This window comes from Microbulbifer sp. HZ11 (genome assembly GCF_000708675.1).
GTDB lineage: Bacteria > Pseudomonadota > Gammaproteobacteria > Pseudomonadales > Cellvibrionaceae > Microbulbifer.
The window spans coordinates 138557-164383 of sequence record NZ_JELR01000002.1; the positions used below are offsets into that span (position 1 = coordinate 138557).

Annotated in this window: 21 protein-coding genes; 4 read left to right on the forward strand and 17 right to left on the reverse strand. The window is 59.2% G+C overall.

All coding sequences use genetic code 11. The annotated features are described in order from the left end of the window. Positions 1-9 precede the first annotated feature (9 nt). The 10 genes from AU11_RS08435 to AU11_RS08480 all read right to left on the reverse strand — a co-directional run bounded on the left by AU11_RS08435 (position 10) and on the right by AU11_RS08480 (position 11823). Positions 10-912, reverse strand: a complete 903-nt coding sequence (locus AU11_RS08435; protein WP_043318678.1) for a septal ring lytic transglycosylase RlpA family protein — start codon at positions 910-912, stop codon at positions 10-12. A 93-nt stretch (positions 913-1005) separates the two neighbouring features. Further along, positions 1006-1995 carry a lytic murein transglycosylase B gene (gene mltB / locus AU11_RS08440; RefSeq protein ID WP_043318680.1) on the reverse strand — a complete coding sequence of 330 codons (990 nt, stop codon included), beginning with the start codon at positions 1993-1995 and terminating at the stop codon, positions 1006-1008. Between the two features lie 213 nt (positions 1996-2208). Continuing rightward, entirely contained in the window at positions 2209-3354 is a 1146-nt protein-coding gene (gene rodA / locus AU11_RS08445) for a rod shape-determining protein RodA (protein WP_231491774.1), read from the reverse strand. Then, entirely contained in the window at positions 3355-5268 is a 1914-nt protein-coding gene (gene mrdA, locus AU11_RS08450) for a penicillin-binding protein 2 (RefSeq protein WP_081848169.1), read from the reverse strand. A 207-nt stretch (positions 5269-5475) separates the two neighbouring features. Further along, positions 5476-5952 (reverse strand): 23S rRNA (pseudouridine(1915)-N(3))-methyltransferase RlmH, encoded by a 477-nt coding sequence (rlmH, locus tag AU11_RS08455; protein ID WP_043318681.1) that lies wholly within the window; start codon positions 5950-5952, stop codon positions 5476-5478. Positions 5953-5976: 24 nt separating this feature from the next. Further along, positions 5977-6333 carry a ribosome silencing factor gene (gene rsfS, locus AU11_RS08460; RefSeq protein ID WP_043318682.1) on the reverse strand — a complete coding sequence of 119 codons (357 nt, stop codon included), beginning with the start codon at positions 6331-6333 and terminating at the stop codon, positions 5977-5979. Positions 6334-6390: 57 nt separating this feature from the next. Then, positions 6391-7035 carry a nicotinate-nucleotide adenylyltransferase gene (gene nadD, locus AU11_RS08465; protein WP_043318683.1) on the reverse strand — a complete coding sequence of 215 codons (645 nt, stop codon included), beginning with the start codon at positions 7033-7035 and terminating at the stop codon, positions 6391-6393. A 13-nt stretch (positions 7036-7048) separates the two neighbouring features. Continuing rightward, positions 7049-8353 carry a glutamate-5-semialdehyde dehydrogenase gene (locus AU11_RS08470; protein ID WP_081848022.1) on the reverse strand — a complete coding sequence of 435 codons (1305 nt, stop codon included), beginning with the start codon at positions 8351-8353 and terminating at the stop codon, positions 7049-7051. Between the two features lie 158 nt (positions 8354-8511). Continuing rightward, a complete protein-coding gene (locus tag AU11_RS08475; protein WP_043318684.1) occupies positions 8512-11172 on the reverse strand; it encodes a DUF2339 domain-containing protein in 2661 nt (886 codons plus the stop codon). Positions 11173-11247: 75 nt separating this feature from the next. Beyond that, positions 11248-11823 (reverse strand): LON peptidase substrate-binding domain-containing protein, encoded by a 576-nt coding sequence (locus AU11_RS08480; RefSeq protein WP_043318685.1) that lies wholly within the window; start codon positions 11821-11823, stop codon positions 11248-11250. Between the two features lie 152 nt (positions 11824-11975). Between AU11_RS08480 and AU11_RS08485 the strand changes: the two genes are divergently transcribed. Both AU11_RS08485 and AU11_RS08490 read left to right on the forward strand, forming a co-directional pair. Continuing rightward, positions 11976-12884, forward strand: a complete 909-nt coding sequence (locus AU11_RS08485; RefSeq protein ID WP_043318698.1) for a neutral zinc metallopeptidase — start codon at positions 11976-11978, stop codon at positions 12882-12884. Between the two features lie 291 nt (positions 12885-13175). After that, entirely contained in the window at positions 13176-13457 is a 282-nt protein-coding gene (locus AU11_RS08490) for a peptidylprolyl isomerase (protein WP_043318700.1), read from the forward strand. A 244-nt stretch (positions 13458-13701) separates the two neighbouring features. On the opposite strand, the gene AU11_RS08495 is transcribed toward AU11_RS08490, so the two are convergent. From AU11_RS08495 to AU11_RS08525, 7 genes are all read right to left on the reverse strand, one after another. Then, positions 13702-14541, reverse strand: a complete 840-nt coding sequence (locus tag AU11_RS08495) for a hypothetical protein (protein ID WP_043318702.1) — start codon at positions 14539-14541, stop codon at positions 13702-13704. Between the two features lie 151 nt (positions 14542-14692). Further along, positions 14693-18790, reverse strand: coding sequence for a YhdP family protein (locus AU11_RS08500; RefSeq protein ID WP_043318705.1), 4098 nt, complete (start codon positions 18788-18790; stop codon positions 14693-14695). A gap of 54 nt (positions 18791-18844) precedes the next feature. Continuing rightward, positions 18845-20332, reverse strand: a complete 1488-nt coding sequence (gene rng, locus AU11_RS08505; protein ID WP_043318707.1) for a ribonuclease G — start codon at positions 20330-20332, stop codon at positions 18845-18847. Between the two features lie 11 nt (positions 20333-20343). Then, on the reverse strand, positions 20344-20997 hold the full coding sequence (locus AU11_RS08510) for a nucleoside triphosphate pyrophosphatase (protein WP_081848023.1): 654 nt from the start codon (positions 20995-20997) through the stop codon (positions 20344-20346). A 171-nt stretch (positions 20998-21168) separates the two neighbouring features. Continuing rightward, positions 21169-21648 carry a rod shape-determining protein MreD gene (mreD, locus tag AU11_RS08515; protein WP_043318709.1) on the reverse strand — a complete coding sequence of 160 codons (480 nt, stop codon included), beginning with the start codon at positions 21646-21648 and terminating at the stop codon, positions 21169-21171. Between the two features lie 4 nt (positions 21649-21652). After that, positions 21653-22444, reverse strand: coding sequence for a rod shape-determining protein MreC (gene mreC, locus AU11_RS08520; protein ID WP_051687107.1), 792 nt, complete (start codon positions 22442-22444; stop codon positions 21653-21655). Between the two features lie 167 nt (positions 22445-22611). Next, the gene (locus tag AU11_RS08525) at positions 22612-23646 is read right to left on the reverse strand and encodes a rod shape-determining protein (protein ID WP_043318714.1); all 1035 of its coding nucleotides are present in this window, start codon (positions 23644-23646) and stop codon (positions 22612-22614) included. Positions 23647-24013: 367 nt separating this feature from the next. Here AU11_RS08525 and gatC point away from each other — a divergent pair, with 367 nt between their 5' ends. Both gatC and gatA read left to right on the forward strand, forming a co-directional pair. After that, positions 24014-24301 carry an Asp-tRNA(Asn)/Glu-tRNA(Gln) amidotransferase subunit GatC gene (gene gatC, locus AU11_RS08530; RefSeq protein WP_043318716.1) on the forward strand — a complete coding sequence of 96 codons (288 nt, stop codon included), beginning with the start codon at positions 24014-24016 and terminating at the stop codon, positions 24299-24301. Positions 24302-24367: 66 nt separating this feature from the next. Beyond that, the gene (gene gatA, locus AU11_RS08535; RefSeq protein ID WP_043318718.1) at positions 24368-25822 is read left to right on the forward strand and encodes an Asp-tRNA(Asn)/Glu-tRNA(Gln) amidotransferase subunit GatA; all 1455 of its coding nucleotides are present in this window, start codon (positions 24368-24370) and stop codon (positions 25820-25822) included. Positions 25823-25827: the final 5 nt, after the last annotated feature.

The following is a 25827-nucleotide window of genomic DNA, read 5'->3' on the forward strand; positions in this document are numbered from 1 at the left end:
GTATAAGGGTTAATCCACCACTACCTGAGGTTGACCGAAGTTTTTCTGTTCAACGGATTCCCTCAAGGCAGCCAGTGCCCGCTGCTGTTCAATAGGCCCAATCCGGACCCTGTACAGCATTTTCCCGCCGCGATTTACCGGACTAACGGATACAGGATAGCCGAATGCGGCGGCGAGCTGCGCACGAATCTCTTCTGCCTGACTGGATGAGCTATAGGCACCTACCTGCAGGTAGGTATTATCGGGGAGTTTGAAGCTGGCATCCTGCGGAAGCCCTTTGCGTGCTGCGGCATCTTTTTCCACAGCAAGGGTTTCGATGGCACTGGGCAGACTTTCTGGGTCGAGCGCCTCTACCTCGACGCGCGCTACCCCCTTGTCGATATAACCGAGCTTCTGCGCAGCGGTGTAGCTGAGATCGATAATACGCCCGGGGACGAAGGGACCGCGGTCGTTTACCCGCACGATGATACTGCGGCCGTTATCCAGGTTGGTGACCTTTGCGTAACTTGGCAATGGCAGGGTTTTGTGGGCGGCAGACATGGCGTACATGTTGTACACCTCACCATTTGCGGTCTTGCGTCCGTGAAACTTGGTACCGTACCAAGAGGCGTGGCCCCGTTCACGATACCCTTTTACATCCTCACGCACCCGATACTTGACGCCATTCACAACATATGGGGATTTGTTACCAGCGACACCTATTGGCTCACGCACCGGCGTTACCTCCGGAGTCGCCAGCATGTCTACCGGGACAGCCGGACCGCTGTCGCGGATCTGATCGAAAGGCACATCATCCGGCTCCACCTTGGCACGGCCACTATCGTTCAGTGGCACGGTGCTACAGGCCGACAGCAATAACAGCGCACAGGCGCCGCCTATTCGGGCGGAAAACCCGAGTCGTGGTTTTATCATGACTTCCCCCTGGTGCCGGGCAGACGCCGCCCGCAACCGTGTGTTATCGCTCTAATTCGTTATGTTTTCACTTTGTCTGGAGCTCGCGGCGGTTCAGGACCGGCCGCCACGGGCTTTTATGATTTCCTGCCCCAGCTCGTAAACCGCCATGGCGTAGAGGCGGCTGTGGTTGTACCGGGTGATGGTGTAGAAATTATTCAGCCCGATCCAGAACTGCTCGCCGTCTTCGGTTTTCAATGAAAACACATTGGCCGGCATATCTTTGGTCACCTGTGCCGTGGTTGGGAAGCCTTTGGCCTCAACCTCACCCACCGTCCAGTTGGGCTTGAGATCATCGTTGACGATGGTCATATCCGCATTGGGTAACGGCTGGGTAATTACGGTGACCGGCTCACCGGTCTTCCAGCCATGCTCCACAAAATAGTTGGCCACACTGCCAATGGCATCTTCGGTATCTTCCCAGATATCCACTCGGCCATCGCCATTAAAGTCCACCGCGTAGTGGCGATAACTGGACGGCATAAACTGGCCGAACCCCATGGCACCGGCGTAAGATCCCTTGAGGCTGGTGGGATCGATTTTTTCATCCCGGGTCAGCAACAGATAATTTTCCAGTTCTTTGGTGAAAAACTTGGAGCGACGGGGATAGTTGAACGAGAGCGTGGAAAGCGCATCAATTACCCGGTAGCTTCCCATATTGCCACCGTAGCGGGTTTCAACTCCAATGATCGCCACAATCAGCTCCGGTGGCACCCCGTACTTTTCTTCAGCGGCCTTGAGCGCCTCGGCATTTTTATCCCAGAAGTCCACTCCGCCGCGAATACGGGAGTCGGTAATGAAGATTTTGCGGTATTCGTACCAAGGCTTGGCTTTTTCCGCCGGGCGCTTGATGGCTTTGAGAATGGACTCCTTACGCTTGGCTTCCCGCATCAGCCCCTGAAGTTCATCGCGGCTGAAATTGTGCTCGGCCACCATGTAATCCACAAAGGCCTTGGCCTGGGCATTTTCATCGTGCCCCTGCTCCTGGGCACAGGCGCCAAGCACCAGCCCCAAGCCGGCCAACAATCCCGTGGTCCACTTCAAAACAACCGCTCCTGTCTTCATAAAGTACTTCCAACTACTTTTCACTTATCGATGTTTGCTGTTCAGTCGCGCCCGCTGGCCAACCGGTGACCGGTGCGTTTGGCTATTGTGACTACAACCGCGCCAAAAAGTGGCACGATACACCCGAAAAAGTGAAGGCAGCCTGAACCGGCTCACGTTCTTGCGTTCGCGATGGAATTCCAGCCTGCATCGTCAGAAAAGTACTCTGCGCCTTTCCGTGCTGACGGCCATGAGAATACCGAACCCCGCCATCAGGGTAATCACCGATGTGCCACCGTGGCTGACTAGCGGCAGAGGTACCCCTACCACTGGCAATAGACCGGTCACCATTCCGATATTCACGAACACGTACACGAAGAAGGTCAGCGTGATACTGCCCGCCAATAACCGACCGAATACGTGCTGGGCCATAAAACTAATATAGATGCCCCGAGCGATGATCAACAGGTACAGGGCCAACAGGATCAGTGCACCCCGCATTCCCCACTCTTCTGCCAGTACCGCGATGATGAAATCCGTGTGACTTTCTGGCAGGAAATCCAGCTGCGACTGGGTGCCCTGCATAAAGCCCTTGCCAGACCACCCCCCGGAGCCGATAGCGGCCTTGGACTGGAAAATATTCCAGCCGGCGCCCAACCGATCTGCATCCGGATTGAACAGGGTGAGAATCCGCTGTCTCTGGTAATCCCGAAGTCCCCACATCCACATGGGCCAGGCCGCCATCAGTCCCATGACGATGGCACTGCCGATCATCTTCCAGCTGAGACCAGACAGATACAGGGCGAAAATGCCGGAGGCGGCGATCAGAATGGAGGTGCCCAGATCCGGCTGACGCACGATCAGTACCGCCGGCACCGCGATAATCACCAGCGCGCCCAGTACCGTCAGCAACGACGGTGGCAATGTGCGTTTGTGCAAATAGGCCGCCACAGCAATGGGCACCGCCAGTTTGAGGGCTTCAGATGGCTGGAAGCGAAACCCACCCACTTGCAGCCAGCGCTGGGCCCCCTTGGCACCGACACCCACAAACAGTACCGCCACCAACAGGCAGCAGCCGGCCAGATAAAACCAGGGGGACCAGCGGCGATAAAATTCCAGAGGAATCTGCGCCGCAATGAGCATGCCGATAAACGCCAGCCCCATAAACACAGCCTGGCGTTTCACGTAATGGAATTCCTCGCCGGCTGCACTGTAGAGCACCACCAGCCCAACACCCGCCAGTGCCAACAACAACAGCAGTAGCGGCAAGTCGATATGCCAGCGGCGGGAAAAGCTTTCCGGGCGGCGCAGACTACTGCCGGTATCCGGCAGCCGGTTCATATAATCGCGGCTCGCCACTTACCCCGCCTCCCTGTGTCCGTTTAAGGCGGACGGCGACATTGGCGGCCGCCAGCCTGTGCCCATAGCGGTATCCTCATAGGTCCGCGACATCCAGTCAAAGAACACTTCCCGGGCCACCGGTGCAGCGACTCTGCCTCCACCCTCGCCGTTTTCCACCAGGACCGACACCGCAATCTGCGGGTCGTCCACCGGCGCGAAGGCCACAAACAATGCGTGGTCCCGATGGCGCTCTTTGAGCGCTTCGGAGTCGTATTTCTCCCCCTGGGCGATACCGACGACCTGAGCAGTACCGGACTTGCCCGCCACCTTGAAGTCGAGGCCGGCACCGGCGCGCTTACCGGTGCCATGGGTGCTGTAGACCACCGCCTCCATACCTTCGAACACCAGATCCCAGTGTTCCGGGCGAGCGTCCACGTGGTGCAGTATCTCCGGTGGCTGTTCGATCCCATCCACCGCCATTACTACCTGCGGCCGATAGTGCGTACCGCGATTGGCGATGGTGGCGGTCATCACCGCAAGCTGCAGAGGCGTCGCCAGCACAAAGCCCTGCCCCAGCACCGCATTCAGGCTATCGCCGGGAAACCAGGGCACGCCGCGCGCGCCGCGCTTCCAGTCCCGTGAGGGGAACAGCCCCGGATATTCCCGGGGCAGGTCAATGCCGGTCTTCTCGCCGAGACCGAAACGGGTGGCGATATCGTACATGCCGTCAATGCCCCAGCGATGCGCCATGTCCCAGAAGTACACATCACAACTCTGCGCCAGGCCCTGGATCAGATCCACGTGCTTGCCGTGGCCCCAGCGCTTCCAGTCGCGATAGATACGAGAATCGTTGGGTAACTTGAAAAAACCCGGGTCCGCCACCTTGGTCTCAGCGGTGATGACCCCCGCGGCGAGCCCACCCAGCCCCATCATCGGCTTAAGGGTTGAGCCCGGCGGATATTGCCCCTGCACCACGCGATTGAACAACGGCACGTCCAGGGAATCCCGCAGCGCACTGTAGTCCTTGAAACTGATGCCGGTCACAAACAGATTGGGGTCGAAGGATGGCTGGCTGACAAAGGCAAGTACACCACCGGTTTTCACATCGATGGCCACAACCGCGCCGCGGCTATCTCCCAGCGCCTCGGTCGCCACCTGTTGCAGACGGGTATCCAGGTGCAGGGTCAGCTCCGCGCCGGGTTTGGGGTCCTGGCGTTCCAACACCCGCAGAACCCGGCCACGGGCATTGGTCTCGACGTTTTCATAGCCGACTTCACCTAGAAGCAAGTCCTCGTAGGAACGCTCCAATCCCACTTTGCCGATACTCTGGGTGCCCCGGTAGCGGCTCACGTCTTCCTCGGAAAAGCTCGATAGCTCACGCTCATTGATCCGCCCCACATACCCGACACTGTGGGCGAACAGTTCCCTCTCCGGGTAGTAGCGGACCAGCTCCGCCTCTACAGACACCCCGAGCAGATGAAACTCATTGACGCTGATACGGGCAATTTCCTCCTCGCTCAGGCGGTAGCGCAGGGGAACGGGCTCGAATGGACGGCGACGAGGTAGACGGCGCTTGAATTTTTCTACATCGCTATCATCCAGCTCTACCAGCTGGCCGAGCAGCTCCAGGGTCGCGTCCAGGTCTTTGACCCGCTCACGCACGATCGACAGGGTATAACTGGGGCGGTTGTCCGCAAGCAGTTCCCCGTTGCGGTCGTAGATCAGCCCGCGGGTGGGCGGCACCGGGCGAACCTGGATACGGTTTTGGTCGGATTGGGTGCGGTAGTCTTCATAATTGACTACCTGCAGATTGTACAGACGCGCCACTAGCACACTCAGCAGCGCCACGACACCGAAGATGGCCACCAGCATACGGTTGCGGAATAGCCGCTGTTCCGAGTGGTGATCTTTAAAGTGCAGGTTTTCAGACATGCTGGTGAAAACAGATTCTTCGGTGGCGCGAAAATGACCACGGAGTGTACACAAGTTTGCCGCTCATGCGGAGATAACGGCGGAGATGACGCCAAATTCGAAACAGGTCAACGGGCAAATCGGTTGAACACCGCGCCACAGAAATATGACAACCAGTGCTGGCAGCAGTTCACTCTACCGCGACGCTGATAGGGAACTGGCTAGCCGTTATTTGTGGTATGGGTGCCCGGCAAGCAATGTCCAGGCCCGGTAGATCTGTTCCGCCAGCAACACCCGAACCAGAGGATGGGGCATGGTGAGCGCGGACAGGGACCACTTCTGATTGGCTCGCGCCACGCACGCCGGTGCCAGCCCGTCTGGACCGCCGATCAGCAGACAGACGTTGTCGCCGCCCATCTGCCAGTCCGCCAGCTCTCGGGACAGCTGCTCGGTGCTCCAGGCCTTGCCCTTTACCTCCAGCGCCACCACATGCTCCCGCGGATTGATCGCCGCCAGCATCGCCTCTCCCTCTTTCTGGCGGGCCTTTTCCGCCAGTGCCGGGGAATTTTTCTGGCCGCGATTGCCGAGGGGGATTTCCACCATTTCCAGGGTCAGTTCCCGGGGCAGGCGCTTGGCGTATTCGTTGTAACCCTCCTGCACCCACCCGGGCATCTTGCCACCGGCGGCGATGATTCGAATCTTCATAGGAAGAACAAAGACACCTGGGGCTTAGTGAGGGTCGGACCCGTCCGCATCCTCGCGGGTGTTCGGGGTCATGGACCAGAGTTTTTCCAGGTCATAGAAGCCGCGGGTTTCCGCCTGCATCACATGAATCACCACGTCGCCATAGTCGACAAGTACCCACTCGCCCTGCTCCATGCCTTCCACACCGATGGGGCGAATGCCCGCTTCCTTACCGTCCTCGACCACATTGTTGGCCAGGGACTTCACCTGACGGTTGGAGGTACCGGTGCAGATGATGAGCGTGTCCATCACGTCACTGAGCTCCGACACGTCCATGGATACAATGTCTTTACCCTTGAGGTCTTCCAGTGCGTTTACCGCAATTGATCTGATATCCGTCATAACACCTGTTTCGGGAGCCTGGGCTCCGCCGTTCTAGTCTGAGATCCGAGCTCTTTCTTACAGATAGAGCCGATGAGTTTGAATGTAGTCCAGCACCCGCTCCGGCAGTAGAAACTGCGGAGAATGACCGCTGTGAATTTGAGCGCGAATGTCTGTAGCGGAAATCGGCAGCAGGCTGAGTTCCTGCAGCAAAATAGAGCCCGCTGGCTGCTGTTGGATGTCCACCAAGGCGCCGCGCTTTGCCGCCACCAGTTCAGCCACCTCCCCTTCGCCGGGGATGTCGAATCCGGGGCGGGCGACAACCACCAGATGCGCCAGCTCCAGCAGCCGCTGCCAACGATGCCAACCGGGCAGGCCCAGCAGGGAATCCATCCCCATACAGAAGCTGATAGAGATCTGATCTCCCAGCTCACTGCGCAGTTCTTCCAGGGTATCCACCGTGTAGGTGGGGCCGGCTCGTTGCAACTCGCGTGGATCCAGCACCAGCTCAGGGCAGCCCTGCAATGCCAGTGCCAGCATGTCCCGCCGCCTTTCTGCGGTGACGCCAGGGGCGGCGCGGTGCGCCGGCTGATGGGACGGCAGCAAGCGCATCTCTTGAAAACCCAGGACCTGCTTCAGTTCCAGCGCCATACGCAGGTGACCGAAGTGCACCGGGTCAAAGGTGCCGCCAAACAGGGCCAGGGTTTTTGACGTCTGGTTCATTATAGGTTCGGGTTCATTGACGAATCTGGCCGTCCCCGAACACGATCCATTTCTGCGATGTCAGGCCTTCCAGGCCCACCGGCCCGCGGGCGTGAATCTTGTCCGTACTGATACCGATTTCCGCACCGAGGCCGTATTCAAAGCCGTCCGCAAAGCGGGTGGAGGCATTGACAATCACCGAACTGGAATCCACTTCCGCCATAAACCGGCGGGCACGGCTGTAGTCCTCGGTGACAATGGCCTCGGTGTGGCCGGAGCTGTAACGGGCAATGTGCTCCATGGCGCCGTCCATATCCGCCACCACGCGAATCGCCAGTACCGGGGCCAGGTACTCCGTACCCCAGTCTTCTTCCGTTGCCGGCAGTGCCTGGGGCAGGATGGCGCAGGTCTTGTCGCAACCCCGCAGCTCAACGCCCTTTTCCCCGTAGGCCGCGGCCAGGCGCGGCAGGAACTCTGCCGCCACCGCTTCCGCCACCAGCAGGGTTTCCATGGCGTTACACACACCATAGCGGTGGGTTTTGGCGTTCAGAGCAATGTTGAACGCCTTTTCCGTATCCGCGCGATCGTCCAGGTACACGTGGCAGATACCGTCGAGGTGCTTGATCACCGGCACCCGTGCATCGTTACTGATGCGTTCGATCAGCCCTTTGCCACCGCGGGGGACGATCACGTCCACGTATTCCGGCATGCTAATCAGTGCGCCAACCGCAGCGCGATCGGTGGTACCCACCACCTGTACCGCGGTTTCCGGCAGGCCGACCTGCTTCAGGCCTGCAGAGATACAGACCGCAATGGCGCGGTTGGAATGCAGCGCCTCGGAGCCGCCCCGCAGGATGGTGGCGTTACCGGATTTCAGGCACAGGCTGGCCGCATCGATGGTCACGTTGGGGCGGGACTCATAGATGATCCCCACTACCCCGAGAGGCACCCGCATCTTGCCCACCTGGATACCACTAGGGCGGTATTTGAGGTCGCTGACTTCACCCACCGGGTCCGGCAGCTCGGCAATCTGGTTGAGCCCGTCGATCATGGCGTCGATGCGCGCATCGTTCAGCTCCAGGCGGTCCAACAGGGCCGCATCCAGGCCGTTGTCGCGGCCGTTCTGCATATCCTGGGCGTTGGCCGCCGCCAGCTGTGGTCGCTGATTGTTCAGCTCCGTGGCGATGGCCTTGAGGGCAGCATTCTTGATTCCGGTGTCAGCGCGAGCCATCAGGCGGGCAGCGGCGCGGGCCGCACGGCCCATGGCCTGCATTGTTTCCATGGCAGATGTAGAGCCGGTAGATTCCTGCTCTCGCTCGGTGGCGCTGACACTGTTCATTGCTGATCTCCTTGCAAAACACGCTATCTCGCCGGGATTGTCGCCAATCCCGCGTCAAATCTCTCATCTCCCGGCATGGCCGCCGGAAAACGGCCGCGCAGTATACCGCAACAGCGCCGGAAAATTGCCCAACGAAAGCGGTTATTGGCCAGAAATGGTTATTGAACCGTTTCTTCCGGCCGCTGCTGCCCCAGTTTCTGGTGGAGAAAGGCAATCCCCAATAGCGCCAGCCCCATCCCCATAAACGACGCCACCCGCAGCAGTCCTTCAAGACCCGACATATCCACCAGGAACAACTTGACGATGACGAGTGCCAGCACCGCCATACCACCCTGGTAACAGTTGCGCCAGCCGCGCCAGCTACCCAGTAAAATGGCCGTGACCGCCAACGCCAGCCATACCGCAGAATAGGTGTAGAGCTCACCGGTGGCAGCAGATGTATCCAGGCGGATACTGCCCTGCCACAGGTGCCGCACCTCCAGGGATACCCATACAAACGCCGCAAATGCCGCCAGCAGCGCCGCGTAGCGGCGTACCGCAGGTAGATAGAGACGACTCACAGCGAAAGCCAGCAACACCGGCCCGGCAAACGCCGGCAGCAGCATATTGAACAGTGGCCGCTCGCCGATGGCGCGCCACGCCCAGGGCTCGCTGGTGGCGGTGGCCAGCAGAATCCACAGGTAATTGATCAGCCCCCCAGCCATCAGCAGCCGACCGTAGCGGTCGTACCAGTTGACAAAGCTGCCGGCAATAAGGCTTTTGCGGTAGTACACCAGCCCCAGGGCGGTAAACAGCCACATATTGATCACCGCCTCGGCAAATCGGTATTCCCCGGCCAGGGCATTGCCGTCGTAAAGCCAGTAGCGACATTCCGCCCACAGAGTCAGTACCAGCAGGTGCAGTGCCGCCGCCTCAGCCCAGCGGGCCAGGTTCAACTGAGATTCCCGCAAAAGACGCGCAGCCAGCCACGCGCACAGGGCGGAACCACCGTAGGTCCACAGGGACCAGTGGGCCACGTTGTCATAGGAAAGCAGCCAGGGATTCAGGGTAAGGCGCACAACCACCAGTACCAGTACTGCTTTCAGCAGCCAGCCCAGCGCCGGCACTTCAAACCGGCGAATCACCCAGGCCAGAGAAATTGCCTGCAGCGCCAGCGCAAGGGTCAGGCTCGCCTGCTTCAACCACAGGCACACCGCCAGGCTGTAGGCGAAATGGGCGGCGATAAACAGCCACACCACCATGCCCCGGGACCAGTGCCGGCCGACACCGCGACTGCCCAAAAACATAAACACCGCACCAAAAATAGCGGCGTACAGACACCACCAGAACTTGGAGAGATAGTCCCCAGCCAGTGCGTATCCGATCAGCAGAGACAGCAGCGGGGCCATCACCGCAAGGGACGCCCACCAGGCACCTGCAGCGCGATGGCTACCCTGTTTCGCCTGATTGATTGAGACATAGTTGTATATGGCCATAGCGCTGAACAGAACCGCAGTGACCAGCAGGTACGACAGAAAAGCGCCCTGCACCTCCGCGGCCACAGGTAACAGGCGCACCGCGTCCCCCTGATCCAGTCGGCTAGCGAACCAGGCCGCCAATTGTCCAAGGAACAGCGCCCATGACACCGGCGCCAGTGTGGAATTTCTGCGCCCGGCGATCAGCGCTACCAGGGCCAGCGGGCTCCAGGTGACGAGCAGAGAGAGAACTGAAACCGCCGAAAGCTCAATACCTTCACGGAAAATCGACAAGCACTGAGCCGTCGCAATCACCAGCAGGCTCGGCAGCACCAGTGCCGCCGACGACCCGCTTGCCGGCAGCCGCTCCCGCAGCAGCCAGTTCCCGGGAATAACCGCAATCACCAGGTATCCCAGCGCCGCCAGGTATGGACCGCGCCAGCCATCGGCCTGGTGCCCGACCAGTGAAATCAACCACCACATCAGCGCGCCAGCCATCAGTCCGAGCCATAGCCAACTGCGGTATACATAACGCAATAGCAACAATACCGAGATGGAAATAATCAGTGCGTACGCCATCGCACCCAGCACATTGCCTGAGCCAGTGGATACCAGAATGGGCACCGCATAGGCGCCTAGCATGCCAATGGCGGCGAGTACCGGGCCATGCAGTCGCGCCAGCCACATGGTGATCAGGGCCACCAGCGTCAGTACGCCGAAGGCCACGCCGGGCTCCACCAGGGTGTACAGGTGCACCGCGGACAATACCGCGGCAAAGGCGGTAATGGCGCCGCCACCGGCGAGTGCGGCAAACGTGGGGTGGGTGTTACCGGTTTTGCGTCGCAGCACTTCTGCTGCCACATACAGAGCAAGCGCGGTCAGCAGTCCCAGGATCACCCGCACCTTCGGCCCCAGTAGCCCCTGCTCGATACCGTAACGGGCCAGAAAAACCCCGGACAACGCAACACAGGCGCCGCCCAGCCACACCATCCAGTTTTCCTGCAGACTTTCGACAATGGGGTTGCCACGGCCACTTTTCGTTGGCGCCCCGGGCCTGGCATTCTGAGCACTCGACCAGCGCGCCTTATCGCTAGGGGCCTGCGGAGCCGGGGACGGAGCCGGCCTCGCCGTTTCTGGTTCGTCAATTTCGATATCGAGTTTCAGCTCATCCAGTGCCGGCTCTTGAGGCGGAGACACTGTGGCAGGAGGTTGTGCTAGCCCATCCACGACCTCATCCAGCCGCTCTCGCAGGCGAGTGACTTCGCGGCGCAATTGCCTGACTTCGGCGAATGCAAAAATGCCCAGAAAGGAACCGATGATGATGGCGAGAATCAGCATCACACCGATAAAGATAAAGTTATCCATAGGAAAATCGGGTTTCTTTATGTTTATTTATTGTCCGCCTGCGCAACCTCATTGCGCAATGTCACCACGCGACGGTTACTCTTTAGCCCAGCGATCCAGATTCGCCGCGATATTTGCCAACCGCTCCAGAGGGTCGTGGCTGGCCAGTAACTCCACACGTGCGGCATCGTCCAGGGGAAGCAGTTGGGCGAGCTGCCAGGACAATGCTTCGGCAGTTTCCACCGGGGCAAACTTCAGCGAGAGCGTGGCGGTGTGTTGCTTGAGTTCGTTTAACACGGCCATCAGCCCGTCGTAGGTTTCCGGTACCGGGTGGGCGTCTTCATCCGGCAACCACTCTACCTCTGCCATCAACAGGCCATCTTCCTCGGGGAACGTTTCCACAATGCGGAAGCGGGACTCGCCGGCCACATCGATATGCAACAGCCCTTCCTCTCCCTGGCTCCAGTCGACGATACGCACATACAACCCCAGCGGCCAGACTTCCGCCGGCCCCACTTCCCTGCCACTACGGATAAGTGCCACCCCGAAGCCGGTATCGGATTTCAACGAGTCGGTCACCAGCCGCAGGTAACGCTGCTCAAAAATTCGCAACGGCAGGGTCACACCAGGAAACAGCGCCATGTTGAGGGGAAAGAGTGGGATAAGGGACAAAATTTCGACTCTCTGGCTATTTTGGGGTGGCGACAAAGATACCACTCCTGTGGATGGCACAAGAATAATCTCCCCACCTCAAAACAAAAACTCGCGCCAACTGTTCTATGCTCAAATCTATATGCGAACGGTTATTCAGTGAGAGGTATCCCATGCGCTGGCGCGAAGGTCGCAGAAGTTCGAACGTTGAAGATCGCCGCGGGCAACGCTCTGCGGGAGGCGGCGGGGGCATGGGCGGCCTGGGCAACCTGGTGGCACTGGCACCCTTCCTACTGCGCAGCAAGAAAGGTTGGCTGATTCTGCTGGCACTGGCAGCGCTGTATTACTTTGGCGGTAACCTGTTCAGCGGTATGCCGAGCACGGAATCTCCAAGCCTTGGGCCCGACGCGCAGACGGCACCTGGAGCGCCGGCAGCGGACGACGAGGTCGCGGAGTTTGTTTCTGTTGTTCTGGGAACGACTGAGGATGTTTGGGGGCAGATTTTCCAGCAAGCGGGCTCACAGTACTCTGCCCCCAAACTGGTACTTTATACGGATGCTGTGCGCTCCGCGTGTGGCCTGAGTTCCGCAGCAGTCGGCCCCTTTTACTGCCCCGGGGACCAGAAGGTGTATCTGGACCTGAGCTTCTTAAACGAATTGAAAAAACTGGGGGCGCCGGGTGACTTCGCATTCGCCTATGTGATAGCCCACGAGGTGGGTCACCATGTGCAGAATCTGCAGGGTATCTCCGCGAAAGTACAGCAAGCGCGCATGCAGGCAGACAAGGTAACGGCGAACCGCCTTTCGGTAATGCTGGAGTTACAGGCAGACTGTTATGCAGGAGTTTGGGCGTTCTATGCCAATCGCGACAAGCAGATGCTGGAGCCCGGTGATGTTGAAGAAGGCCTTCGTGCCGCTGCGGCGGTAGGCGACGACCACCTGCAACGCCGAGCCGGCCGCGCCGTCTCCCCCGACGCCTTCACCCACGGCAGCGCCGAACAGCGGGCCTACTGGTTCCAGCAGGGGTTCAGCACCGGTGACGTCAACAAGTGCAATACCTTTGCGGCACTATCTGGGCAGTAACAGTTCAGTACCTCGTAGTCCGAAAAAAACGTCGAAATCGAGCCCGGTGGCAGCGCCGCTACCGGGTACTACCTTTTGAGACACGAGCTAGGCGCCCCCCTCAACCCATCCATGGGGGCTCTCCTAAAACATCCCTGTTTTAGAAGGTCTCGCGAAGCCGCACCCGGTATCGACACTTTCGCTTCGGCGTTTGAGTCCTTATAAGGCTGTGTATGCTGGCTCCTTAGTTCGTTACACACTAAGCTTGCCGCTCACGAAATTATTCATTACCAAACTATTAGGGAGATTCCCGTGCCAAGAGCAACAGCCCGCCACATTCTGGTAGAAAGCGAAGCCCAGTGTCAGGACCTGAAAAAGCAAATTGAAGACGGCGCCGATTTCGGAAAGGTTGCCCAGCAATACTCCAAGTGCCCCTCCGGCCGCAACGGTGGCGACCTGGGTGAGTTTGGTCAGGGTCAGATGGTGCCGGAATTCGACAAGGTGGTTTTCAACGATGAGTTGAACAAGGTACACGGTCCGGTGAAAACCCAGTTTGGTTATCACCTGTTGGAAGTAACTAGCCGTACCGATTGATATCGCGATTCAGGCATCACGTAAGAAATACTGAAGCCTGAATCGAAGGTGCCGATGTCGGGGGCAGTCTTACGAGACCTTCAAAAACAGGGCCGAAGGCGCCGTGAATACATGGAGCGGCTGGGTACTTTTTGCAGAGCCCCCAGGGATGGGTTCACGGCGTGTCTCGTAAGACTGCCCCCGACAGCGGAACCGCCACGGTGCCAGATACGAAGCGCCCGTGAACCACAAGACTACGAACACATTACTCAGCGCTAGTCTCAGCCTGCCACTCGAACAGGTTCATCTCGATAAAGAAGAAGGCCACCAGCCACAGGAAGGCGTCCCAGAAATCCAGGAAGCTGCCGTTGATACCCCAGTAAATGGCGCACAGCAGCAGGGTGAAATAGAGCAGGCCCTTGATGACCTGGGAATAACGCATGATGGAGTCCGACAGCTGGTGACGCAGTTGCAGCCACACATCGAATGCCAGGATCGCCACCACCAGCAGCCAGGCACCGGCATTGATCACATCCACCCACGCCAGCCACTGAATCTCTCGCCAGATCTCCGCATCACCCAAGATTTGTGCATCGGCAAGACGAAGCAAGCTCGTATCCGCCAGCGAACCGCAGTTTGCCGCCGTCAGCGCCACGTAATCGTCCTGTTCCAGCACCATCGACCAGCCACCGCTGGCCGCCAGATCACAGGCAGAACCGGTTACCGGCAAAAGATGCGTCAGTGACACCATCTCCGAGAAATAGCCATAAAACGAATAGATGATAAATACATAACAGAATGCGGAAACCGCATTGAGCGCCCACTTGGTAGCGCCTTTAAGCCGCTCATCAGAGAGCACCCAGGTTTCCAGCTCGAACACCAACAGCAGTAATACCCACGCCAGCGTATCGATGGAATCGTTATAGGCCTCAATGATTTTGCTCAGGCTTACACCGTCGGCAAATACCGTACCGGCCGCTGCGTGGTTCTCGACGAAGAACGCATACACGTTGTACGCCAAAAGGCAGTAAACGGTGTACTTGAAGATTTTGAACAGGGTATAGCGGTTAGCGGAAATACCAGCCAAAGAAACCACCTCGGACATTGGCGACGCACCTCGATCACGTAATTATTGTTTTATTCTGCCCAGCCCTAACCGAGAACCAACGGCCAGTAATCCACGGCAAGATACGTAAATATCGAATAATTGTTCGGTTTATGCAACCATCCGTATGCAGATTGACCAACAGACAGATTCAGTTCGCCCCCGCGCGCTCAGCCTCCTGTGCCCCGGCACCGTCATCAAACAGGCGGTCGAACTGCACTTTCGGATCCGACCACTCGCCACTGATCCGATAGCTCACGCTAGCCACCCGGTCCACCTGCTTCTTGAACACCTTACTGATCAGGTAGACACCCGCCGCCGCCGGCAGGCCTCCGGCCAACGCTGCGACAAACGCGAGATTGTTCCCCACTGGCAAGGTTGCCACCAGCGTCAGATTGAGGTCTTCCCGGCGCAGATTCACCCGCCCCGCCATCTGTAGTTCACTGGTCGGGCCTTCCACCTGAATGGGCACCGCGATCAGCAACTCCCCATCCCCCTCAAAGTAAACTTCGCCGCGCACCTGGTCGAAGGTAAGACCACTCTGTACCAGGTCGGAAAAATCCAGACGCAAGCGACGTGCCCAGGTATCGAAATTGAAGAGTGACAGCAGACGCAGCAGTGAAGTACCCGCGTTATCACTGGCGCGCAGGAAACGGCCATTGCGAATATCAATACTGATCTCGCCATTCATACCATTCGGGCTGACCATGGCGGGGGAACCGCTCCAACGCAAAGCCGTGTCAAATACCGCACTGCGGCTCTCGATCGCCGCTTCCTGCCCCCAGGCCTGCAAGACATCTCCAAGGTTGTCCCCACGCAGTCGACCGATAAACTGGGAGGACTCGGTACCATCCTCATCGCGCATCCACATCAACTGTGCGCCCAGCTTGTTTTCGCCCTCACCGCGCCCTTCGACACGGATACCTCGTATGGCACCCTGAATTTCACTGATGACCAGGCGCTGCTCAGATGGGCGCAGGCGGAATGACCAGGGCCCCATGGCCTCGTCGCCCAACCACAGGTGTTCGGTAGAAAAGTCCACTCGTGGCAGACTGGTAAAATCAAAACCTTGCCAGCGATCCGGCCGGGAAAGTCCACTGTCTGACATCAGCGCATCTACAGGCTGCGCCTCTGACGCGTCTTCCCTCGGCGGGTTTTCTGCTGCGAACGCAGGCAAGCGCAGGTGTTCCAGTTTTACTCGCAGCGGTGACGCGGAGTTAAGCATGCCACTCAGTTCACCCGCGGCAATTTCACTGTCGAACGCAAGCTGCCAATCCGCACCAAGGCCGCGGCCACGCACGTGAATATTGTCAATCTGCACCGCATCAGACACCTTCAACAGATCTGTGCTGAGGTCCAGATTGATCGGCAGCGGTGACTCGCTCGGTTCCGCGCTGGATTCGGCGGTCGGCGCGGTGTATATCTCAAGCGCTTTCTTCCATGGCGCCAGCTCCACCAGCGAGAGGTCCCCCACAACCGAAATACCGGGTGTATCCGGCAATTTCGCCGGCGCATTCAGGGCAATGGCTGCACGCTCGAGCCTGCCATCCACCTGCCACAACTGCCCCTGCAGATGCTCGCCGTAGCTGATGTGATAGAGGTTCCCCTGATCGCCGACAGGCACGCGCATTACGAAACGGGACTTGTCGCCACTGGGCTTACCGAGAGGCACTGGCAGGTTGACCGCAACCTGCTGCAGGTCAGATGTCAGCTCCAGGATCGCACGATAGGGTTTTTCTTTGGATTTGGCAGGGATGGTCACTAGGGCCTGGTAATCGAGCTCTCCGTCCAACCACTGCAATTCCGGGCGTCCACTCCACACGCCGATACCATCGGTACTCGCTGTACCATTCACCACGACCTGGGTATCTCGCTCATCGCCATGCCCCAGGTGCTGAATTGACGCCCGAAGCGGCTGTCCCCACAGCTGGCCGCGAAAACGCGAGCCCTCGAGGCCGGTCTCACTGTGATAGCGCACGCTGCCATTGAGCTGCTGAATTTCCAGATTCAGACGTTGCAGTTCCAGGCTGGCATCGGAAAGTGCCAGCTCGACGGTTTGTTCTGGGGTAAATTCGGCCCCCCCTAACGGTTGCGCAATCTCCAGTGTTCCCTGCATGGCGCCGTCCAACGACCAGCTGTCAAAGGCGTCCCCCAGGTTGTTACGCAATGGCGACTCCCGCAGCAATTTGAGGCCATCCGCCGCTGGCCCCTGCAATTCTGCAAATACATCCAGACGCGAGCCACCGGGCGCGGGAGATATCCGCACCGCGACATTGGTACCTTCGACATTCCACAACCTTGCCGTGGGAGCAATGACGACGACCTCGGTATCATTAATCCCCAGGTGTCCATCCACATCTTCGGCAGCTGGCCAGCCAGGACTGTACTGCAATCGACTATCGGCAATATCGGCCTGCAACTGCACTGTCTGACGCTGAGCATGCTGTCCCAGTGCGAGGAGCGCCGGGTCCTCCCCATCCCGATAGCTATATCCGCGGTAGACAAAGCCCGCTGCGGGGATACGGCCCTTATTGTTTGCACCGATACCGCTGTTGAGCCAGTTACGCAGGTCGTCGCTCACCGCCGTGGGTACCAGATGGCGCTGTTCGGAAACGGCCACATCACGCAGCCCCAGCGCCAGGGTAAAGTCCGCAGCCCGGGTAAATGGCACCAGCGGGATCTGCAGCAGGAACTGCCCCATAAAGACCCCGCCACCGGGTATGGTTTCATTACCTGCATTATCCACTGCGTCCAGAGACAGCGGCCCCGAATACACCGATACGGTTTCGTGTTCCCGGTCGACTTCCCAGGCTACGGTGCCGCGAGCCATAGAAAAGTGAAACGGGGTGTCATACAACTTGGGAAAATGGGCACTGAAACCCTGCTCACTGTCCAGTTCGACGCGCCCCCCCTTTCCATTCAACGACAGAAAACCGTTGACCCCGGTAACCGCCGGTGCGCCGCGATGCGCTCCCGCCGCGACATCGCGCAAGTTCGCGGAAACCGTGACTTCACCATCCAACCGGGACAGACGCACATTCAGCAACTCCCCCGAGGGCTCAAGCGCCTGCAGCCATTCATCGGCTTTCGCAGGAATCAGTTCCAGCACCTTCAATACCCGGTGCCAGGCCTGCAGTTCAATCTGATCCACGGCGAGCTGCAAGCCACCATCCTGGTCACCGCTGGCCTGAATATTGACGGCGGGAACTTCCAGCTGCTGCCAGTTCAACCCCAGATCCTGTAACACCAACTCCCAGTTTTTCCCCGGCCGCCAATGACCGGAAATATTGCTGGAAGTCGCATTCAGAGTCTCCAGTGCGCCGGCGGCACTTGTCGAGGCGACAGCACCGGCGGTTTCTTCCGATTGCTGGGCGAGACTCAAATTACCGCGCAGGCTGTACCCGGAGGTTGCATCCGAACTCAACCACAAGCGCCCACCGGCGAGCTTGCGTCCTGGCCAATACAGTTTTTCCGGTAGCGGTGACAGCTGGTACAGAAGCCCCACCAGATCAGCATCGATCAATAGCTCATTGAGCTGAACGTATCCGCGCAGAGAAAAATCATCGCTGCGCCGCGGGTTACCGCGTCCTTCCAGTACCAGCCGCAGGCTTTCTTCGCCGCTGTGTAGACTCTCCATGGCGCCAGTGACAAATGCCCGGGCCACCAGCCGGTGAAACCCGCCGCTGTTCTCCAGCAGAATTTCCTTAAGATTCAGATTGGCGGACTGTCCATCGGTGAGAGACAGGCTGATGCTGGCATCCCGCACCAGCACCTTGGGGCCGAGCTGAAAGATACGCGCCGGATCACCAAGGCGCACGCCGCCACGGCTTTCCTCTGCCGGTTTACTGGCCAGGGGAAAACCACGCACCTGCCAGCCGCCTTCCGGACGCTGCTCCAGTTCTGCGGAAAAACCGTCCACTTCCAGGTTTTTCCAGATCAGCTCGCGATTCCACAGGCTCGCCAGCAGATCCAGGTGGAACAGCCCCCGTTGCAGTTTTACCTGACCCTCGGCGCCAATTTTCAGCCCATCGATCTGCAGCGCGACCTCCAGGGCCTGCCACTGTAGAGAAATGTGTTCCAGCGCTACCGGCGCTCCCAGGCGTTCTGATAGCGCCTGGCCAATCTGCGCGCTGTATTTGCCAACCTGTGGCGAGAGCATACGACCGGTCTGCACAAGGATTGCCAGAGTGATCACAGTGATCACCACCAGCAACCAGAACTTGCGGGCAAACCAGCGCAACCACAGCATCAGCCGGCCTCCCCCACAGGGGTGACACGCGCGAAAGCCGTCACAGTCGGGCGGTTACACCAGAACAATGTCGTACTGCTCCTGGTTGTAGATGGGTTCCACCTGAAACTGGATGGGGCGCGCGATAAATTCTTCCAGGTCCGCCACATTTGCGGACTCTTCATCCAGCAGTAAATCGATCACCACCTGGCTGGCCAGGACCATGATTTTGTCGCTGTCATAGGCTCGCGCCTCGCGAATGATCTCGCGAAAGATTTCGTAGCAGACGGTTTCTGCCGTTTTCAGTGTGCCGCGGCCGGCACAGACGGAGCACGGCTCACAAAGCATCTGACCGAGAGATTCGCGAGTACGCTTACGGGTCATCTCCACCAGGCCCAGTTCGGACACGCCGGTAATGCTGCTCTTGGCGTGATCCCGCTCCAGCGCTTTTTCCAGGGTGCGCAGGACCTGACGCTGGTGCTCGGTGTCCTGCATATCGATAAAGTCGATGATGATGATGCCACCCAGGTTGCGCAGGCGTAGTTGGCGGGCAATGGCAGTGGCCGCTTCCAGGTTGGTCTTGAAAATGGTCTCTTCGAGATTGCGATGGCCGACAAACGCACCGGTGTTCACATCGATGGTACTCATGGCCTCGGTCTGCTCGACGATCAGGTAGCCGCCGGATTTCAGGGTCACCTTGTTCTGTAGTGCCTTGCGGATTTCTTCTTCAACACCGTACAAATCAAACAGCGGGCGCTCACCGGGATAGTGCTCGATACGCGGGGCAATTTCCGGCGCGTACTTGCTGGTGAACTTGGCCGCGCGGGCGTGTGCCTCGCGGGAATCGATACGGATCTTTTCCGTATGCGGCCGCGCCAGATCCCGCAGGGCGCGCATAAACAGCGGCAGGTCTTCGTAGATGATGGCCGGCTCTTTCTCCGACTTGATCCGCTGCTCCAGCTCTTTCCACAGTTTGTAAAGAAACGGGATATCCCGCAGTAACTCTTCCTCGCTGACACCTTCGGCCACGGTGCGTAGGATAAAACCACCATCGCCGCTCAATCCTTCATCGGCGAGTTTGGTCGAGGCAAGATCCACCAGCTCGCGCAGGCGCTCGCGCTCAGATTCGTCCTCGATGCGGTTGGAAATACCGATATGACGGGTCTGGGGCATATACACCAGGTAGCGTGCGGATACGGACAGATGCGTGGTGAGACGCGCGCCCTTGCTGGAGATGGGGTCTTTGACCACCTGCACCACCAGCGACTGCCCCTCCCGCACCAGAGCGCGAATATCGGCAACTTCGCCTTCGCGGGATTCCATGCCTTCATCGTCCAGGGGCGCGATATCCGATGCGTGGATAAACCCCGCCCGTTCCAGACCAATATCCACAAACGCAGCCTGCATCCCCGGCAGCACCCGTACAACTTTTCCTTTATAGATATTGCCGACGATGCCACGGCTGGCGGTTCGCTCCAGATACACTTCCTGCAGCACACCGTTTTCCACCAGCGCCACGCGGGTTTCCATGGGCGCCACGTTGATGAGTAATTCTTCGCTCACGGGCGTAACTCCTAAATCGTCCCTGCATCCGCCCCAGAAGAGCGCTTGTCAAATTGCCAGTAGGGAATACCCGCTCGCTGCAGAAACCCGGCCAGGGTTTCCAGCGGCAGCCCCACTACGTTGCTGTAACTACCATGGATGGATTCCACTAACAGCGCCCCCATACCCTGGATACCGTAGCCACCGGCCTTGTCCTGGGGTTCACCGGTATTCCAGTAACCCTCAATCAGCGCTCGGTCCAGCGGGCGAAAACGCACCCGGGTTTCGACAACGTCACAAAATGACTGCTCCGTGCCAGTCAGGCTGATGGCGGTCAACACGGTATGCTCGCGCCCGGACATCAGCCGCATCATGCGCGCAAAATCGGTGAAATCACGGGGTTTCTCCAGGATCTCATCGTCTACCAGACCCAGCGTATCCGCCCCCAATGACCAGGCTGTCGCATCGTTATGGGCCAGTGCGAGGCCCGCACGGGATTTTTCCTGAGCGAGCCGCAGCACGTATTCACGCCCGGATTCACCGGGTTGGCGAATCTCTTCAACTGAGGTCGCTGCGGAGGAAAAGGGAACACCGATCTGCATCAGCAGCTCTGCACGCCGGGGGGACCCGGAGGCGAGAATGAGGCGCGAGGAAGGACTGGCTTGTCGGGAGTCTGATCGTGGCACGGGCAACGCTTATGATTATGTGTTTGCTGGCAGAAGGCCTGATTATAGCGGCCACGCTCGAAAAATAACCGGCCTGCGCGGACACTTAACACTATTTTTCAATTGTTCTTCTCGACTCCGGCAACGCCACAAATAAGACAACCGTCTATTTAAGGACCCTACCACTTGCCACTACCGGATTCGCAGACTGGTAGCCATACGGTGCAGCCAGGGAGTCACCAGCGGCCACAGCAATGCGGTAGTCAGCGCTGGCCACAGAAATGTCAGCCCGGGCACCGTCTTTCCCGCCAGACTGTGCACCCAATTGCCGAGGAGCTGATTGATCCCCACCAGCACAAATACCCACATCAACTGCTGCCCGGGATTGAACGCCCGTGTGCGCCGATAAGTCAGCAGACTGAAATAAGCCAGTACCGCCAACGCCAGTGCGTGGGCGCCAAGGGTAGAACCGGTGACCAGGTCTTCCGCCAGCCCGGCGATCCAGGCAAACCCCACTCCCAGCTCCTGGGGCATACGGGTGGTCCAGAAGATCACCAGCAGTGCACAGAAGGCGGGGCGAAACCACAACCAGTTTGCGGGCAGAGGCATCACCGCCAGCAGCAGGGCGACGACAAAGGTGAACAGGATAAACCAGCGATTGTGGGCATCCATGAGATCAGTTCTGCCCGTCTGTCAACGTCTCGCTGAGCACCGCAAGCACGAAGCGACTGCGATTCATCAGACCGCGAGGCTGCACATCCACATCGGCAAACGCCCTCCCCGGGTCGCGCTTGACGGAGATCACCTCGCCCACCGGATATCCTGCGGGGAAGCGGCCACCAAGACCGGAACTCAGCAGCAGATCACCTTCGCGGATATCACTGGTATTCGCCAGATGACGCAGTTTGAGACGGTACAGGTCACCGGTGCCCTCGGCCACCGCACGCACACTGTTACGCAGCACCTGCACCGGCAGAGCGTGGTTGGCGTCGGTAATCAGCAGTACCCGACTGGAAAAGTCTCCCGCTTCAATCACCTGCCCCAGCAGGCCACTGGCATCCATGATCGCGGTACCCTGCCGCACACCGTCACTGCGCCCCTTGTCGATAATCAGTACGTGCTCCAGGGGATCCGGAGAAACGCCGATCACCTGAGCCACCAGTACTCGCTCGTCCACGCTTTCCGCAGAGTTCATCAACTCTTTCAGCTGGGTATTTTCTGCGCGCACTGCGGCCAGCAGCTGAGCCTGCTGTTCCAGCAGCATCACCTGGTGCTTGAGGCGACTGTTTTCCTCCACCAGCTCTTCGCGGGTACGCAGCTGCTCACCGGCCCAGTCACCCACACGGGACGGGGTTCCGGTAATCCAGTAGAAAGGTGCAGCGAGACTGGAGAGGCGCTCGCGTACCGGGTCAAGCCAGTCGGTGTAAAGGTTGACCAGAATCAGCGCCGTCGCCAATGCCCCCAGCACGATGATGCGGGACTCCGGCGACGGTCCTCGGGTAAATAGCGGTTTAATGGGCGGCCCCCATTGACCAGTTCAGCAATGATGTTGTTATTGGCTGTGGCGCGATTCCGTGCGCGGGTGCAGCGGCGGCGCCCTATCCATGAGCACCACCATCAATCAGGCAGGCGTTATCAGTTGGAAACCAGGTATAGACGGCTCTTGTCCATCATATCCAGCGCCTGACCGCCACCACGGGCGACGCAGGTAAGCGGATCGTCGGCGACGATCACCGGCAGACCGGACTCTTCCATCAACAGGCGATCCAGATCACGCAGCAACGCGCCACCACCGGTCAGCACCATACCGCGCTCGGCAATATCGGATGCCAGCTCGGGGGGAGACTGCTCCAGCGCGCTCTTCACCGCCTGTACAATACCGGTCAGCGGCTCTTGCAGTGCTTCCAGAATCTCGTCGCTGTTCAGGGTAAAGCTGCGCGGTACACCTTCCGCCAGGTTGCGACCGCGCACGTCGATCTCGCGCACTTCGCTACCAGCGTAGGCACAGCCGATTTCCTCTTTGATACGCTCTGCGGTGGCATCGCCAATGACACTGCCGTAGTTGCGGCGCACATAGTTGACGATGGCCTCGTCGAACCGGTCGCCACCGATACGTACGGAATCGGAGTAAACCACGCCGTTCAGGGAGATGATCGCGATCTCGGTGGTACCACCACCGATATCCACCACCATGGAACCAGAGGCTTCTTCTACTTTCAGGCCGGCACCGATGGCGGCGGCCATTGGCTCTTCGATCAACCACACCTCGCGGGCACCGGCGCCCAGGGCGGATTCGCGGATCGCACGGCGTTCCACTTCCGTGGACTGGCAGGGAACACACACCAGAACCCGCGGGCTTGGGCGCATCCAGCTGTTCTCGTGCACCTTCTTGATGAAGTGCTGCAGCATCTTCTCGGTGACCTGGAAGTCCGCAATCACGCCGTCTTTTAGTGGGCGGATGGCGGTGATATTGCCCGGGGTACGGCCCAGCATACGCTTCGCCTCTACACCTACCGCTTCCACGATTTTGGTGCCGTTATAGTGGCGAATGGCGACAACAGAGGGTTCATCAAGGACTACGCCGCGATCGCGCACGTAGATCAGCGTGTTGGCAGTACCCAGGTCGATAGAGAGATCACTGGAGAACATGCCCCGCAAACGTTTAAACATGGAATTCGGTTACCTTAATTCTGATGTACAACACCCAATCCGGGTCGGGTGCCGCGGGCGCCGACAGAAGCCCCGGGCGAAGATGCGCCACAGGGTAATTAGTCCACGCAAATAATTCTGTGTTCCGGACGGCGTTTTCGTCCGCTTTTCGACAAATTAGCCAGACACACTCGTAGCCTAGCCAGAATCGGCAAACTCTAACAACGGCGCGGGTTGAGGGCAAGGCGAAATAGTAAGCATAAAAGAATGAGGATTAAGAGTTTCCCCCACAGATATGCTAAATTTGCGCACCTTCTGTTCCCGCCGGCCCGGCTAAACCCGGGTTTGGCCGCAATTTAGCCAATGAGAAGCTGGAGTCTCTATCCCCATGGCCGTGGACGCGCAAACCGTTGAAAAGCTGGCCGAACTGGCCCGCATCGCCATTTCCGAAGAAACCATAGACGAAGTCAGCAGCCGCCTGGGCGATGTACTGCAACTGGTGGACCAGTTGCAGGCCGTCAATACCGACGGCGTCGCGCCTATGGCGCACCCCCTGGACGAAGTGCAGGTACTGCGCAAAGACGAAGTAACCGAGCCCAACCGTCGCGAAGACTTCCTCGCCCTGGCCCCACAGACAGAGGCGGGCCTGTATCTGGTGCCCAAGGTCATCGACTAAGAGGCCATTGATTATCGCATCACCAGTCCCGAGCGAATACAGAATAGACAAGAAACCGGATTTCCAATGCATCAGTTGACCATCGCCGAGATCATTCGCGGCCTGCGCGACAAACAGTTCTCCAGCGTCGAGATCACCAGCCATCTGCTGGAGCGTATCCAGGAGCTGGACAACCAGTTCAACAGCTTCATTACCGTCACCGGCGACCAGGCGATCAAAGAAGCCGCCGCCGCCGACGCCCGCCTGGCCCAGGGCGACGCCCCGGCCCTGTGCGGCGTACCCATCGCCCACAAGGACATCTTCTGTACCAATGGCGTGCGCACCAGCTGCGGCTCGAAGATGCTCGACAACTTCGTGCCCCCCTACGACGCCACCGTTGTGGATAACTTCCAGCAGGCCGGCGCGGTCAGCCTGGGTAAAACCAATATGGACGAGTTCGCCATGGGCTCCTCCAACGAATCCAGCTTCTACGGCGCGGTAAAAAACCCGTGGAATGTGGAGCGCATTCCCGGTGGTTCCTCCGGTGGTTCCGCCGCCGCGGTGGCCGCGCTGTTGGTACCCGGCACCACCGCCACCGACACCGGCGGCTCCATCCGCCAGCCCGCGGCCATGACCGGCACCACAGGCCTCAAACCCACCTACGGCCGCGTATCCCGCTGGGGCATGATTGCCTTCGCCTCCAGCCTCGACCAGGGCGGCCCCATTACCCGCACCGCGGAAGACGCCGCGCTGATGCTGTCGGTGATGGCAAGCCCAGACAAGAAAGATTCCACCTGCCTGGACCGCCCGACCCAGGACTACACCGCCAATCTGAACGACTCCATCAAGGGACTGAAGATCGGCGTGCCCAGCGAGTACTTCGGTGAAGGCCTGGATAGCGAAGTGGGTGCGCGTGTGCAGGAAGCACTGAAAGACTACGAAAAACTCGGCGCGGAACTGGTGGAAATCAGCCTGCCCCACAGCAAACTGGCGGTGCCAGCCTACTACGTGATCGCCCCGGCGGAAGCCTCCGCCAACCTGTCCCGCTTCGACGGCGTTCGCTACGGCTACCGCTGTGAAAATCCGGCGGACCTGCGCGACCTGTATATGCGCTCTCGCGGCGAAGGTTTCGGTGAGGAAGTGAAGCGCCGCATCTTGGTGGGCAGCTACGCCCTGTCTGCCGGTTACTACGACGCCTACTACAACAAGGCCCAGCAGGTGCGCCGCCTGATCAAACAGGATTTTGTCGACGCCTTCGACAAGGTCGACGTCATTATGGGCCCCACCGCCCCCAACCCGGCGTTCAAGCTGGGCGAGAAAAATGCCGATCCGGTGGCCATGTATCTGGAAGACATTTACACCATCGCCACCAACCTGGCCGGCCTGCCCGGCATGTCCATCCCCTGCGGTTTTGCCCACGGCCTGCCCGTCGGCCTGCAGATCATTGGCAACTATCTGGATGAAGCGCGCATGCTCAACGTCGCGCACCAGTTCCAGCAAGCCAGTGACTGGCACCAGAAAACCGCCCCGGCAGCAGAATAAGGAGA